This is a genomic window from Oceanobacillus locisalsi (assembly GCF_042675985.1).
Taxonomy (GTDB): domain Bacteria; phylum Bacillota; class Bacilli; order Bacillales; family Amphibacillaceae; genus Oceanobacillus; species Oceanobacillus locisalsi.
This window is the reverse complement of record NZ_JBHTKK010000005.1, coordinates 61,786-75,627: the sequence shown is the minus strand read 5'-3', so window position 1 is coordinate 75,627 and position 13,842 is coordinate 61,786. Positions and strand designations below refer to the sequence as shown.

Here is a 13,842-nt window from a genome sequence, read left to right as displayed (position 1 = left end):
GTGATGAAGATGGATCGATATGCTCGCCAAACATTATTTACCCCTATAGGGGAAGAGGGACAACGCAAACTTTCCAAAAAGCGTGTGCTTATGATTGGATGTGGAGCGCTTGGATCAGCAAATGCTGAAAATTTGACTCGTGCAGGTATCGGCGGGTTAGTACTTGTTGATCGAGACTACGTGGAGGAAAGCAATCTTCAAAGGCAACAACTGTATACGGAAGAAGATGTAGACAAGCAAATGCCAAAAGCTGTTGCAGCAAAAGCAAGATTGCAAGCAGTCAACTCTGAGGTGGAGATAGAAGCCCGAGTGATGGATGCTGATGCAACTTCTTTAAAGCCGTTGTTAGATGGCATTGATTTGGTGATTGATGCGACGGATAATTTTGATACCCGTTTTCTGCTGAATGATTTATTACAGAAAAATCCGGTACCATGGATATTTGGATCGTGTGTTGGAAGTACGGGAATGAGTTATACGATTTTTCCAAATGAATCCCCATGTCTGAGATGTTTACTTGATAGCCTTCCTATCAACGGTGCAACCTGTGATTCTGCAGGCATCATTTCGCCAGCTGTGCAGATGGTAGTTGCTCATCAAACGACCGAAGCCTTGAAAATACTGGTAGAAGACAAAGAGGCACTCCGTACATCTCTTTTGACGTTTGATTTATGGAATAATCATTATTACACGATGAAAGTGGATCGGGCGAAAAAAAGGACTTGCCCGACATGCGGGGAGCATCCAAGCTATCCATCATTACAAGATTCGTCCAGCACCAAATCTGAGGTGCTCTGCGGCAGAAATACAGTACAGATTAGAACCTCGCAACAACAAAATGTACATGTATTAAAGGAACGGTTAAAAAGAATTGGGGCGGTAAAGGCAAATGATTTTTTAGTATCTGTTGAATATAAGGCCTACCGTCTGGTTTTCTTTCCAGATGGAAGAACGTTGGTTCATGGAACCAATTCTATTGAAAAAGCAAAAAGTATATATTATCAGTTAGCAGGATGAAGGTGAGTAACTGTGGTAGAAAGAAGACAACCGATTAAAGTAACAGAAGCTATCAGGCGTGTAATGAACTTTGCTAAAGCAGGAAGTGTGGAATACGTACCGATTGAGGCGAGTTATGGCCGCTTCCTGGGAGAAAATTTAATCGCTGACCATCATGTTCCGCCATTTGACCGCTCGCCATATGATGGATTTGCGATACGTGCGGTGGACACGGGTCATGCGTCCCGTAACAGCCCGGCAGAATTAGAAGTAGCAGGAGAAATTGGTGCCGGGAATGTGTTTGAGCGCCCGGCAGCAGCAGGGGAAGCGGTCCGAATTATGACAGGAGCACAGATTCCTGAAGGCTGTGACGCTGTTGTCATGCTGGAAGAGGTAAACGAAATAGAAAAAAACGGAAGCAACTATATCCAGGTAAAACGGAATATCCAAGTGGGAAACAATATTTCTTTCACTGGAGAGGATACGAAAAAAGGCAGCCTCCTTACCAGGAAGGGAAACTATATCACACCCGGGATTGTAGCATTGCTGGCAACATTCGGCTATAAAAACGTCCCCGTAGCTAAAAAACCTAAAATTGGCGTTATTGCCACGGGAAGTGAATTGTTAGAGATAGATGCCCCCTTAGAGCCGGGGAAAATTCGCAATAGCAATGCTTCTATGATTCAATCGCAAATTATTCGCGCAGGCGGGGAACCGCTTTACTTTGGGCAGTTTAGTGATGATTTGGAACTATGCTATAACCAGGTAAAAAATGCGCTGGATAAGGTGGATATGCTGATTACTACCGGCGGCGTCTCCGTCGGTGATTATGACTATTTACCAGACATTTATGCCAAACTAGGATGTGATGTTTTATTCAATAAAATCAAAATGCGGCCTGGCAGTGTGACAACGGCAGCTGAAAAGGACGGCAAGTTATTATACGGTTTATCCGGGAATCCATCCGCCTGTTTTGTAGGTTTTGAACTATATACGCGGCCTGCTATACGTACATTTTTGCATAGCGGTACGCCATTTTTACAGAAAGCAACAGCAAAACTGGGTGCCGACCTTCTAAAGCCTAATCCATTTGATCGTTTTGTAAGAGGACATATTCGGTATCAACATGGACAGCTCGTTGCCACCCCGGTTGGATTGGATAAATCAAATGTTGTTTCGTCCTTAGCGGAAGCCAATATTCTTATTCAGCTTCCAGGAGGGACAAGCGGATATGAAGCAGGCAGGAACGTCTCTGTCATGCTATTAGAAGATCAGGAAGGAATGACAATGGAGCAGTTTATCACGGAGAACCGCCCGTAAAACTCCCGCCTCCAAATAAAGAGAGAAAATAAATGTATTTAGGCGGGAGATAACGGACGCTAACTCCCTGAATCACTAAGGCTAATCATTCAGTGGGTGAAAAGCAGCAGACTAAGTTCGCAACGTCCTGGGACTGGGGCTGGGGCTGCGCTTACGCCCCATCGAAAAGAGTTGTGCGTCGCAAACTCCCACTGAATGAAGTTTCGTTTTATAGATAGCGATATGAAAATGTCAGAAAGGGTCGAGGAGCGATGAGTTATTCGTTATATGAGATTGTAGACGAGCCGATTAATGTAGAGGAAGTCATTCAAAAAGTGGAACGCAGAGAAGCGGGAGCGATTAATACGTTTATTGGAACGGTACGCGAGTGGACCTCTGGGAAACGGACCATGTATTTAACGTATCAAGCTTATCAACCGATGGCTGTCAGCATGCTTGAAAAAATTGGGTTGGAAATGGAAGAAAAATGGCCGGACACGAAAGCGGCCATTACCCATCGTATTGGGCGGCTGGATATTTCAGATATCGCTGTTGTTATCTGTGTTTCCTCGCCGCATCGAAAAGCGGCATATGAAGCAAATGAATATGCGATAGAAAGAATCAAACAAATAGTGCCTATTTGGAAGAAAGAACATTGGGAAGATGGCGCGACCTGGATAGGAGATCAATTAGAAAAGGTTCCATATCCGGCTGGAATTCCAGATATAAAGGATGTGAAAAAATGATTCGTCTATTATTTTTTGCAGACATACAGGAAAAGATGGGGAAAAGTCAATTGGCTTATGATTGTGATTCTGTCACTATCAGAGAGTTAAAAGAACAACTTAAAACAGCGTATGGACTATTTGAAATAGATCACGTCATGACAGCGGTAAATGAGGAATATGCAATGGAAGAGGACATGGTGAAAGCTGGCGATACAGTCGCATTTATCCCGCCAGTCAGTGGTGGTTAAATGGATATTATTCAAATTGTCGGCTATAAAAATAGCGGCAAAACAACGATCGCAGCTCAATTCATTGAATATGCAATCAACAAAGGGATTCGTACAGCGTCTTTAAAACATCATGGTCATGGCGGTAAGCCAGAGGGAATCAAGGATACAGATAGTGAAAAACATAGTCAGGCAGGAGCTGTCATTTCGGGCGTTGAGGGAGGAAATGTGTTCCAGCTGTCCAAAGAAAACTGGACAGTGGAGGAAATGATTTACATTTACAGCATGATGCACATCGATCTGCTCGTTATGGAAGGTTTCAAATCCTGTTCCTTTCCAAAGGTGCTGCTTGTTAGCAGGGAAGAGGAGCTCGAGTTATTAGATCAAGTTGAAAACGTGCAAGCTATCATTACGCAGGTAGCCCTTGAAAAACATTCCTATCCATTTCCAGTTTTTCATGTTTCTGAGATAAACCGGATTTATAAGTGGCTGGAGGAACAGTTACAAAATTAAAACATACGGCTGGTATGTTCTAATTGATATTGCATATGTCAATTGGGCAGTCTTCACAGCCTATCTGTTCCCGCAAGTATGCCATATCTTTAATGAAGATTCGGCCGGATTTGTCCATGATAATGATATCATGTTTTCTTAAATCAACCAGCATCCGGTTCACACTTTCACGGGTTGCAGCACAGAACTTTGCTAATTCTTGATTGGTCAGGACTAAATCAATTAATATACCATCCTCTTTAGGGATGCCGTAGCTGTTAGAAAGACGGATAATGGTGGAATATAATGCACCTTTCTTTCCATTTAGTAATAGGTCTCGCATTTTGGATTGAAATTTTCGCATATGGCTGCTTGCCCATTTTAAGTATTCGAATGTAAGGTGCGGATTGGACATTAATGCTTTTTCTAATTGGTCTTTTTGGATAACTAATACGTCGCCGCTGTCAATCGCTTTTGCACTGAGCATGTATCTGGAATCATCACTGAAAATCGTTAGTTCGCCAATGATATCTTGGTGTTTACAAATACGTAGAATCATTTCTTTCCCGTCAGCTGTTAATTTAGAAACTTGGACCAGACCTGATTGAATAATAAATATTTGTTCCGACTCTGTTCCTTCATGGAAAAGGTACATGTGTTTTTCCATTCTTTTTACAGTACCGATGGAATGTAAAACTGCTCGAAGCTCTTGGGAAATATTTTCCCTCCCTGATTTTGATTGTAATAATGCGCTCGTTTGCATAGCAGTCAACTCCTTTTGGATGAAATATCCTATATTCTATTTTAACACTCGTATATATATGTTGGTTTTCTTTCCGTTACGAATTTGTGAAGTTTAAGAAAGGAGGCGCATCGTATGGAAACCATAGCAGGTATCCTGCTGGCAGGGGGACGATCAAGAAGATTCGGCAGTCCTAAAGCTTTTTTGCAAAGGGAAGGGAAATACTTTTACCACTATTCCATGGACTCTATAAAGAGCTTTGCAGATTCTATTGTTCTGGTAACCAATGAAGAACTGGAAGTATCTTTCCGTGATGAAGAGGAGAATGTTGCTATTATAACAGATCACATGGACGTGAAAGGGTTGGGTCCGTTAGCAGGGATATATACGGGAATGGAGCATGCTTCAGCTGATTGGTATGTGACAGTGCCCATTGATGTGCCATTTATAGACTCGGCAGTTTTCCAAACCTTATTAACCTATAAAAAAGAGGGAATCGATGCTATTGTACCTATCGTTTCCGGAAACATTCAACTGCTCCTTTCTATTTATCATTGCCGCGTAAAAGAAGTCATCTTTGATCAACTTCAACAAACCGTATTGTCTGCTCATCAATTACTGGAACGTATCAATGTGGTCTATATCCCGATGGAAGAGGAAAGATATTTTTATAATATCAACCGGCAGGCGGATTATCAGCGGTGGATTGTTGATGGAGAAAATGAAAAAGAATAAAGGGGATTTTTAGATGCTTACAGATCATCGAAAAGGTGCTGCGAAACAACTTGCGTGTGCGGTTATCACGGTTAGTGATACACGAACAAAAGAAACGGATAAAAGCGGGAAGAAAATAATCAGTTTATTAACCGAGCAGGGACATTACCTGTCTTTTTATGACATCATTCCAGACGAGAGAGAACACATTCGAACGACGGTGGAAAAAGCAACGGACAGCGGAAAAATAGACGCCGTTATTGTCAATGGCGGAACAGGAATATCTAATCGGGATGTCACGATAGAAGCAATGGAACCTTTATTTGAAAAACAGCTTCCTGGTTTTGGTGAATTATTTCGGCATTTGAGTTTTCAGTATGATATTGGTACAGCCAGTATTTTATCGAGAGCAATTTGCGGCGTTCGAAAGCATTGCATTATTTTTTCCATTCCGGGGTCAACAGGTGCAGTCACATTAGCAATGGAAAAAATCATTTTGCCGGAAGTTGGACATATGGTTCAAGAAATGCATAAAGACTGTAAACAGAAGTAAGAAGGATGTTTCATATGAGAAAGTATTATATGCTTATTTTTATATTTATTGTCCTGGCTGCAGGATGTTCTCAAGATAATACAAAGGAAGTAGAATTAAACATTTCTGCCGCAGCGAGTATGACAGATAGTTTAACAGAGTTGACGGAAATGTTTGAAGAGGAGCATCCTCACATTGATATTTCTTATAATTATGGCGGTTCCGGTTCATTGCGAAAACAAATTGAACAAGGAGCTCCGATTGATATTTTTCTTTCTGCATCCAGCATAGACTATGAAAAATTAGTTGCGAAAGACAAAGTGGATGAAGGGAAGGAAATTCTTGCAAATCAGCTTGTTTTTATTCAGAAAAATGAAGGAGAAGTTGCATCCATGGAGGATTTTATGACCGGAGATAAAGTGATGGCAGTTGGTACGCCAGAAGCTGTTCCTGCAGGGTCTTATGCCAAAGAAGCACTGCAAACATTGGGATTATGGAATGAGCTGGAAGACCAAGGGCGATTGGTATATACAAAAGATGTGACACAAGTACTTATGCTCGTCAAAGAAGGTGCTGCTGATGTAGGAATGGTATATGCCAGTGATGTCATCGATGAAAAGGATGTAATGGTTATTGAAAACGTCGATTCTGACCTGCATTCTTCGATTCATTATTATGCTGCTTCCATTCCTCATGAAGAGCAGGACGCAGATGTCTTGCAAGCAAAAGATGCTTTTTATCAATTTATATCCAGCAAAACGGCTGAAGACGTATTTGAAAAATACGACTTCCAACCGGTGGAGTAGGTGAGTGACATGCAGTGGTCATGGCACCCCGTTCAGTTATCTTTTTATGTAGCAACAATCGCAACTGTTATTGCCTTTCTACTAGCTATCCTTTCTGCTTTTTGGATCATTCGAAAAGATAGAAAGGGGAAAGCAATCATAGAGACAATCTTTTTCCTGCCCTTGGTATTACCGCCGACAGTCGTAGGTTTTTTTCTTATTATAACGTTCGGTACCAATAGCTGGATTGGCCAAATGATAGAGGAAATAGCCGGTGAAAGCATATTATTCACATCAACTGCCGCCATCATTGCAGCGACGATTGTTGCGTTCCCGCTTATCTACCAATCCATCAAAACCGGATTCTTATCGGTGGATAAAAATATTATTGGAGCTGCAAAAGTAGACGGTGCGAATGATTGGGCTGTACTTCTAAAAGTGATCCTTCCGTTGTCATATCGTTCGCTTACGACAAGTGCGGTGCTTGGATTTACAAGAGGATTTGGAGAATTTGGTGCTACCTTAATGTTTGCCGGCAATATACCCGGAAAAACACAAACGATTCCAACAGCAATTTATCTGGCTATCGAAACAGGAGAAACGACAATCGCCTGGTATTACGTGTTAATCAGCATCGGCTTTTCTTTTCTGCTTCTATTTCTTATTAATCGAATGAAATCAGATACGTAAAACGTGGATAGAGCCTGCGAGTTGTGCATACAGGCTCTATGGGTGTTTTCTTGATCTACGTATATAGGAGAGGAGAGAATCAGACAGGGAAAATACCCGCCTGAATTACCTTTTATAATCACCGCTTTTACCGCCGCTTTTTTCAAGTAAGTATGTCTGTCCGATAACCATGCCTTTGTCCACTGCTTTGCACATATCATAAACGGTTAATGCGGTTGCGGAAGCGGCAGTTAATGCCTCCATCTCCACACCGGTATTTCCAACTGTTTTCACCTCGGCATCGATAAGAAGTTCATACATGTCTTTTTCTGTATACACCCATTCAAAAGATAAATCAACCCCACTTATCGGAATCGGGTGGCACATCGGTATAAAAGAAGAAGTCTGTTTGGCAGCCATAACTCCTGCCACCTGTGCGACAGATAATACGTCCCCTTTTTTAATCTTTTGCTGTGTAATATTTTCATAGACAATCCGGTTCATCTGCACACTGGATCTTGCAATGGCTTTACGAGCGGTTTCGCTTTTGTTTGAAATATCGACCATTTTTGCCCGTCCATCGTCGTTAAAATGGGTGAAATTTGTCATGTTCGTCACCTGACTTTTCTTAAGAGTTCATAATAAGTTTAGCTGAAGCTATGATGAAATTCAATATGATCGTTATGAGAATTTGGAAAGGAAATAACGGAATACGTGTCAAAAAAGGATGATTCATCATGCAAAGAAAAAAACAATCCCATATCTTAGATGATATGAAACAACTTATGAAATGGAATGTACTCATCGCCAATGTGCTTCCAGTAATGACGGGTTTTGTCTTGGCTATTGCTAGTACGAATGCTGCATTTCAGGATTATTGGCTTCAATTCCTGCTTGCTTGTATTGGAGCTGCCCTCGTGATGGCAGGCGCATTAATTATCAATAATTGGTATGATACCGATATTGATTCCAAAATGGAACGAACAAAAAAACGTCCGACAGTAACAGGAAAGTTTACAAAAAGGCAAGTATTCATCACGGGACTTGGAGCGACGGTGTCAGGCTTTATCTTGCTTCTTGTTGTTAATCTGGAAGTTATCTTCTATGCATTCATCGGCTGGTTTACATATGTTGTTCTATACACAATGTGGTCGAAAAGAAAATATACGATAAATACGCTTATCGGAAGTATCTCTGGAGCTGTCACCCCGATGATCGGCTGGGCAGTTGTGAATTCAGCGATTCATATTGTTCCTTTGACAGTGTCCTTACTCTTGTTTATTTGGCAAGTGCCACATACATTTGCTATCGCCATAAAAAGACGTGAAGAGTATCGTGCTGCGGGAGTTCCTATGCTTCCTGTCGTATATGGTTTTGATATAACGAGAAGACAGATGCTCGTGTATATTATCTGTCTGTTTCCTTTGCCCTTTTTAATCGCACAATTAGGAACTCTCTTTGTTGTAATTTCTACCATTCTTCATGTTGGATGGATTGTATTAGCGCTGGCTGGATTTTGGATGAAGAATCAGCGGAAATGGGCGCAATGGAATTTCCTTTATTCGGTGAATTATTTGGTTATTGTGTTTATGTTGCTGATTTTTGTGGGGATGGTTTGATTTTAGAGGGGAAGGGTGTTCCTTTTTATCAAAACAAGCGAGAACCCCCCTCTTCAAGCGCGTGAAAGGTATATTCTTAGCGATAAGGGGGAGGTGAATCGTCTATCGCCAAGAAGTTTTTGGCATCTCAATTATTCAATAACAAAACGAACAAACGCTCCAAAATAGTCCTTTTTCTGATATAATGGACAGAAGGAGTTAAGAAGCCATGAATGTTAAAAAAACGTTTCGTTTTCGTATCTATCCGAACAAAAATCAAATCCTGTTCATCCATAAGACAATGGGTTGTGCCCGCTTTGTCTACAATTATTTTACAGGAAAACAAAAAGACCAAGACCGTTACTGGTATATGGTGAATGAAATGGTACAAAACGGGCAGCTTCTTCAAAATAATTGGAAGGGCGAATTTTTCAATAAAAATAAGGCGATTAAAGCAGTTCGAGAATTAAAGAAAAACTATCCCTTCCTAAAAGAAGTCGATCGCATTGCTCTTCAAAAAGCGGTTGAAAACGTGAACGATTCCTATACACGTTATTATAAAAAACAGAACGGTGCATCTCATTTTAAAACAAAGAAGAATCCTATTCAATCGTATACAACGAAATACGTCAATGGAAATATTGCCGTATTCGATAAACATATCAAACTACCTAAGCTTGGGCTTGTTCGTATGGCTAAAAGTCGGGAAGTGGAAGGTCGTATTATGAACGTGACAGTCAGACGCAACCCTGCCGGTAAATACTTTGTTTCGATATTAGCTGAAGCCGAAATGGAGCATCATGAAAAGACTGGTTCCTCCGTTGGCATCGATGTCGGGTTAACAGATTTTGCAACGCTTTCCGATGGCACCGTGTATGAAAATCCAAGATTTTTCCGGACATTAGAAGAGAAACTGGAAAAAGCGCAAGTAATTTTGTCCAGACGACAAGCAGGCTCAGCAAATTGGCAGACACAAAAACGAAAAGTAGCCCGGCTGCACGAAAAAATTGCTAACAAAAGAAAAGACATGTTAACTAAGATCTCCACCGAGATAGTCAATAACCACGATATTATCGGGATAGAAGATTTGTCTGTAAAAAAACATGTTAAAAAATCAAAAACTTGCGAAATCAATTAGCGATGTGTCCTGGTCTGCGCTCCGGACGATGTTGGAATATAAAGCGGAATGGTATGGAAAACGGGTGGTTACGGTTGCTAAAAACTATCCATCCAGTCAGTTGTGCTCTAATTGTGGACACCAAAACGTTAAAAATCTTGCTTTGCGAGCGTGGACTTGTGACACCTGTCAATGCCATCTTCAAAGAGATGTTAACGCAAGTAGGAATCTCCGCAAAGAAGCATTGCGATTAACCGCAGGGACTGCGGGGCTAGCCTAATCCATAACTGACCAATGGGTTGGTGTTCTTAGGAATCCCCGACTTCAAGCAACCAATAAGGTTGATAAGTAGGGGTTGTTCAAGTAGGGGGAACAGATACTTTACGATGTGTCTTGCATCGTTTGAGGAGCAGATCAGTGATATAAGAACGATTGATTTAGGATAGTTGTAGAAGATTTTGCTAGTGCATTTACACTTCGATAAATATAGCGAGTTTTAAAATCATTAGTATGAGACGTATTAAAAAAGCCTTGATAGTACAAGGAAAACGATTTAATATAGATTTATCTTATTATTATAATCGTTCGCGTGAATTGCAGGAAAATGTGTTAATGTATCTTTTAAAAAATCAAGATATTTGGACAGCTAGGTTGTATGTTTTAGAAAAATAATGACAACATGGAACGGTTAAATGTTATTCAGGAGGCAGAGAAATGAAATGTGGTCCGAAGTTAAAGTTATTTTCACTGAATTCGCATTATTCTTTAGCAAAAGAGATATCCGAGATTTTAAATGTCCCTTTAGGAGAAAGATCTGTAAAGCGCTTTAGTGATGGTGAAATTCAAATCAATATTGAAGAAAGTGTTCGAGGCTGTGAAGTATATGTTATCCAATCTACCTCCGAACCGGCAAATGAGCATTTAATGGAATTATTAATTATGATTGATACCTTGAAAAGGGCTTCGGCGAAATCAATTAATGTCATCGTGCCATACTACGGTTATGCGCGGCAAGATAGAAAGGCGCGTGCCCGGGAGCCGATTACTGCGAAATTAGTTGCTGATTTAATTGAAAGAGCTGGAGCCACAAGGTTAATCACATTAGATCTCCATGCACGACAGATACAAGGCTTCTTTGATATACCAGTTGACCAGCTTGTGGGAGTGCCAGTATTAGCGGAGCATTTCAAAAAGAAATTACCAACGGAAGAAGTTGTTGTTGTTGCACCGGATAATGGTGGGGTAGGCCGTGCTAGAAAGATGGCGACCATATTAGATACGCCTATTGCTCTAATAGATAAGCGGCGTCCCGAACCTAATGTCGCACAAGTTATGAATATCATTGGTGATGTTTCAGGGAAGAAGGTCATCATTATTGATGATTTAATTGATACAGCCGGAACATTAACCTCAGCGGCTGAAGCTTTAATTGATAGAGGAGCGGAAGAAATTTATGCTTGTTGTACACATCCTGTGTTATCTGGACAGGCAATTGAAAGAATTGAATCCTCTGTCATAAAGGAATTAGTGATCACCAATTCCATTTATCTGCCTGAGGAAAAAAAGATAAATAAAATTACTTCGCTGACCATTGCACCGTTATTAGCGGACACTGTTTTAAGAGTGCATAATAATGCTTCTGTTAGTGTGTTGTTTGATTAATTTTTGATGGGGAAGCGGGTTTAGATTAGTATCGGTAAAAGAGCTGTCGTCAAATGCATGATATGCATTTGACGACAGCTCTTTCTTTATGGATATATTTGCTAATAGCGGGAGTTACTTTATAAAAATAATGCTATCTACTTAATTAAATTGGTAAAAAAAATCTAAAAATAATCTTTTAAAAATTTTTAATTTTTATTGACATATAAATATATTTGTCATACAATTACGAAAAGTAATCGAAATTCAAAGATTGGAGGGCATCGAATGGAAAGAAACTATGGTGACCTAATTACAGGAAGTATTTTATTGGTACTTTCAATTACAATGTTTATGGGTTCCTTAAATATGGAAGCGCTAACAGATGACGTAGTCGGACCTGATTTTATGCCAAAAATTGTTTCGATATTAATTGCAATAATGAGTATTTTCGTTATTATTAGCGGTTTCATTAGCAAAGGGAAAAGTGAAACCGATGAAGAAACACCCGTTATGAAGGATGAAGAAGAAACAGATAATAAAAAAGGGTATTTTTATTTGATACTAACGGTAATATTATTATTTGTTTATTTATTTCTAATTCCCATTTTAGGTTTTTTAATTACTACGGCTGCCTATCTTATTATACAAATGCTGCTTTTCTCAAAATGGACAACCAGAAACCTTCTATTATATGGAGTTATTTCTATTATTACCTCGTCCATTATTTATTTCGTGTTTCGTAATGTGTTCTATGTCATGCTTCCAGCGGGAATTTTCGGGTAGGGGGTTAAAAAATGTTTGATATGATATTAGAGGGCTTTAATTCGGTTTTTACTTTTCAAATAATACTTTTAATTGTTGTTGGAGTAATCTTGGGTCTTATATTTGGATCCATACCGGGACTCACAGCTACGATGGCGATTGCAATTTGTTTACCGATTACATATGGCATGGAACCTGTAGCAGGAATGTCACTGTTGATGGGGTTGTACATTGGAGGGGTCTCAGGAGGTTTAATTCCAGCAATTTTATTGAAATTGCCAGGCACACCATCATCCATCGCAACAACATTTGATGGATATCCAATGGCTCAAAAAGGAGAAGCAGGAAAAGCTTTTTCCTTTGCAATTGTCGCTTCCTGCTTGAGCGGGTTAATAAGTATTATCGCATTAATTATAATTTCACCTCCTCTAGGAAGGGTTGCTTTAGAATTTGGTCCATTTGAATTTTTCGCTATCGTTGTATTTTCATTGACACTCATTTCAAGTCTATCCGGCGATTCAATCATTAAAGGTGTTTTATCAGGGGCACTCGGTTTATCGTTTGCAATGGTTGGTTCAGCACCAATTGATGCGTTTCCAAGATTCACATTTGGATTTAGTTCGTTAGACGCTGGTTTCGATTTGTTGCCAGTACTAATTGGATTATTTGCAGTATCTGAAATATTAATTAATGCTGAAAAGAGAGTAAAAGATAATAAATCGACGCGTTTGGATAAAATTAGTTATCGAGTGAAGATGAAAGATTATTTTGCTCAAAAATGGAACTTTCTCCGGTCGACATTCATAGGGTTGGGAATTGGAATATTACCTGGTATTGGAGGCGGTACAGCGAATATTATTGCATATGCAACGACAAAAAACCTTTCTAAAAATCCTGAAAAATATGGTAAAGGAACTTCTAGTGGTGTTGTAGCCTCTGAATCATCAAATAATGCTGCTATTGGTGGTGCATTAGTGCCGCTTATTTCTTTAGGAATTCCGGGTGATACAGTTACAGCTATGTTACTCGGCGGCCTTGTCCTACATGGGGTACAACCAGGACCAATGTTAATTCAGAATAATGGCGATATCGTATATGGAATATTTGCTGCTTTAATTATTGCAAACATTCTGATGGCTCTATTTTTATTCTTAGGTATGAAAGGTTTTGTTCGGTTGCTTAGCATTCCGCAAGCCATTCTACTACCTATTATTCTCGCATTGTGTGTTGTAGGAGCATTTGGTGTGAACAATCGTTTATTTGATGTAGGTGCATTATTTTTCTTTGGGGTTATTGGTTACTTTATGATTAAAGCTAAAATGCCGTTAACGCCGCTAGTTTTAGGATTTATTTTAGGACCAATTTTGGAAACTAATTTACGTAGAGGTTTAATGTTATCTGAAGGGGATTTTATGCCTTTTTTAACACAGCCGATAGCAGCAGGATTTTTACTTCTAACTGTCTTTTCTGTTGCTACAAAAATATATAGTAATAGAAAGAGTAAAAAGCATCAGAAAGTAAATTAAATAAAAGGGAG

15 protein-coding genes and 1 pseudogene are annotated in these 13,842 nt (G+C 39.8%); 14 read left to right on the top strand and 2 right to left on the bottom strand.

Annotated elements, in window-relative coordinates; genetic code table 11:
* Positions 1–9 precede the first annotated feature (9 nt).
* From ACFQ19_RS06485 to mobB, 5 genes are all read left to right on the top strand, one after another.
* On the top strand, positions 10–1,017 hold the full coding sequence (locus ACFQ19_RS06485) for a MoeB/ThiF family adenylyltransferase (RefSeq protein ID WP_379591259.1): 1,008 nt from the start codon (positions 10–12) through the stop codon (positions 1,015–1,017).
* A 12-nt stretch (positions 1,018–1,029) separates the two neighbouring features.
* A complete protein-coding gene (locus ACFQ19_RS06480; RefSeq protein WP_379591258.1) occupies positions 1,030–2,316 on the top strand; it encodes a molybdopterin molybdotransferase MoeA in 1,287 nt (428 codons plus the stop codon).
* Positions 2,317–2,567: 251 nt separating this feature from the next.
* Positions 2,568–3,041: a molybdenum cofactor biosynthesis protein MoaE gene (locus ACFQ19_RS06475; RefSeq protein ID WP_379591257.1), complete on the top strand. Its 474-nt coding sequence runs from the start codon at positions 2,568–2,570 to the stop codon at positions 3,039–3,041.
* A complete protein-coding gene (gene moaD, locus ACFQ19_RS06470; RefSeq protein WP_379591256.1) occupies positions 3,038–3,271 on the top strand; it encodes a molybdopterin converting factor subunit 1 in 234 nt (77 codons plus the stop codon). Before ACFQ19_RS06475 ends, moaD begins: the two co-directional genes overlap by 4 nt.
* Positions 3,272–3,763: a molybdopterin-guanine dinucleotide biosynthesis protein B gene (mobB, locus tag ACFQ19_RS06465; RefSeq protein WP_379591255.1), complete on the top strand. Its 492-nt coding sequence runs from the start codon at positions 3,272–3,274 to the stop codon at positions 3,761–3,763.
* Positions 3,764–3,782: 19 nt separating this feature from the next.
* Here mobB and ACFQ19_RS06460 read toward each other — a convergent pair whose 3' ends face one another.
* Positions 3,783–4,505, bottom strand: a complete 723-nt coding sequence (locus tag ACFQ19_RS06460) for a Crp/Fnr family transcriptional regulator (RefSeq protein WP_379591254.1) — start codon at positions 4,503–4,505, stop codon at positions 3,783–3,785.
* Positions 4,506–4,619: 114 nt separating this feature from the next.
* On the opposite strand from ACFQ19_RS06460, the gene mobA reads away from it, so the two are divergent.
* The 4 genes from mobA to modB are packed head-to-tail and all read left to right on the top strand — an operon-like array spanning position 4,620 to position 7,205.
* Positions 4,620–5,219 (top strand): molybdenum cofactor guanylyltransferase, encoded by a 600-nt coding sequence (gene mobA, locus ACFQ19_RS06455; RefSeq protein ID WP_379591253.1) that lies wholly within the window; start codon positions 4,620–4,622, stop codon positions 5,217–5,219.
* Positions 5,220–5,232: 13 nt separating this feature from the next.
* Positions 5,233–5,751, top strand: coding sequence for a MogA/MoaB family molybdenum cofactor biosynthesis protein (locus ACFQ19_RS06450; RefSeq protein WP_379591252.1), 519 nt, complete (start codon positions 5,233–5,235; stop codon positions 5,749–5,751).
* A gap of 14 nt (positions 5,752–5,765) precedes the next feature.
* Positions 5,766–6,536, top strand: coding sequence for a molybdate ABC transporter substrate-binding protein (modA, locus tag ACFQ19_RS06445; RefSeq protein WP_379591251.1), 771 nt, complete (start codon positions 5,766–5,768; stop codon positions 6,534–6,536).
* A 9-nt stretch (positions 6,537–6,545) separates the two neighbouring features.
* Complete coding sequence (modB, locus tag ACFQ19_RS06440; RefSeq protein WP_379591250.1) at positions 6,546–7,205, top strand: molybdate ABC transporter permease subunit; 660 nt, start codon at positions 6,546–6,548, stop codon at positions 7,203–7,205.
* 105 nt (positions 7,206–7,310) lie between these two features.
* Here the strand turns inward: modB and moaC are convergent, their stop codons facing one another.
* Positions 7,311–7,793, bottom strand: coding sequence for a cyclic pyranopterin monophosphate synthase MoaC (gene moaC / locus ACFQ19_RS06435; RefSeq protein ID WP_379591249.1), 483 nt, complete (start codon positions 7,791–7,793; stop codon positions 7,311–7,313).
* 128 nt (positions 7,794–7,921) lie between these two features.
* Here moaC and cyoE point away from each other — a divergent pair, with 128 nt between their 5' ends.
* The 5 genes and pseudogenes from cyoE to ACFQ19_RS06410 all read left to right on the top strand — a co-directional run bounded on the left by cyoE (position 7,922) and on the right by ACFQ19_RS06410 (position 13,831).
* Entirely contained in the window at positions 7,922–8,803 is an 882-nt protein-coding gene (cyoE, locus tag ACFQ19_RS06430; protein WP_379591248.1) for a heme o synthase, read from the top strand.
* A gap of 208 nt (positions 8,804–9,011) precedes the next feature.
* Positions 9,012–10,179, top strand: a pseudogene (gene tnpB, locus ACFQ19_RS06425) (IS200/IS605 family element RNA-guided endonuclease TnpB).
* 434 nt (positions 10,180–10,613) lie between these two features.
* A complete protein-coding gene (locus tag ACFQ19_RS06420) occupies positions 10,614–11,561 on the top strand; it encodes a ribose-phosphate diphosphokinase (RefSeq protein ID WP_379591247.1) in 948 nt (315 codons plus the stop codon).
* 267 nt (positions 11,562–11,828) lie between these two features.
* Positions 11,829–12,326 carry a tripartite tricarboxylate transporter TctB family protein gene (locus tag ACFQ19_RS06415; RefSeq protein ID WP_379591246.1) on the top strand — a complete coding sequence of 166 codons (498 nt, stop codon included), beginning with the start codon at positions 11,829–11,831 and terminating at the stop codon, positions 12,324–12,326.
* A gap of 11 nt (positions 12,327–12,337) precedes the next feature.
* Entirely contained in the window at positions 12,338–13,831 is a 1,494-nt protein-coding gene (locus ACFQ19_RS06410) for a tripartite tricarboxylate transporter permease (protein ID WP_379591245.1), read from the top strand.
* The last annotated feature ends 11 nt before the right edge of the window (positions 13,832–13,842 follow it).

Coding starts and splice junctions, on each gene's coding strand:
- ACFQ19_RS06460 (WP_379591254.1), bottom strand. CDS start 4,505: ATGCAAACGAGCGCATTATTACAATCAAAATCAGGGAGGGAAAATATT.
- ACFQ19_RS06485 (WP_379591259.1), top strand. CDS start 10: ATGGATCGATATGCTCGCCAAACATTATTTACCCCTATAGGGGAAGAG.
- modA (WP_379591251.1), top strand. CDS start 5,766: ATGAGAAAGTATTATATGCTTATTTTTATATTTATTGTCCTGGCTGCA.
- mobA (WP_379591253.1), top strand. CDS start 4,620: ATGGAAACCATAGCAGGTATCCTGCTGGCAGGGGGACGATCAAGAAGA.
- moaD (WP_379591256.1), top strand. CDS start 3,038: ATGATTCGTCTATTATTTTTTGCAGACATACAGGAAAAGATGGGGAAA.
- ACFQ19_RS06475 (WP_379591257.1), top strand. CDS start 2,568: ATGAGTTATTCGTTATATGAGATTGTAGACGAGCCGATTAATGTAGAG.
- ACFQ19_RS06410 (WP_379591245.1), top strand. CDS start 12,338: ATGTTTGATATGATATTAGAGGGCTTTAATTCGGTTTTTACTTTTCAA.
- cyoE (WP_379591248.1), top strand. CDS start 7,922: ATGCAAAGAAAAAAACAATCCCATATCTTAGATGATATGAAACAACTT.
- mobB (WP_379591255.1), top strand. CDS start 3,272: ATGGATATTATTCAAATTGTCGGCTATAAAAATAGCGGCAAAACAACG.
- ACFQ19_RS06420 (WP_379591247.1), top strand. CDS start 10,614: ATGAAATGTGGTCCGAAGTTAAAGTTATTTTCACTGAATTCGCATTAT.
- moaC (WP_379591249.1), bottom strand. CDS start 7,793: ATGACAAATTTCACCCATTTTAACGACGATGGACGGGCAAAAATGGTC.
- ACFQ19_RS06415 (WP_379591246.1), top strand. CDS start 11,829: ATGGAAAGAAACTATGGTGACCTAATTACAGGAAGTATTTTATTGGTA.
- ACFQ19_RS06450 (WP_379591252.1), top strand. CDS start 5,233: ATGCTTACAGATCATCGAAAAGGTGCTGCGAAACAACTTGCGTGTGCG.
- modB (WP_379591250.1), top strand. CDS start 6,546: ATGCAGTGGTCATGGCACCCCGTTCAGTTATCTTTTTATGTAGCAACA.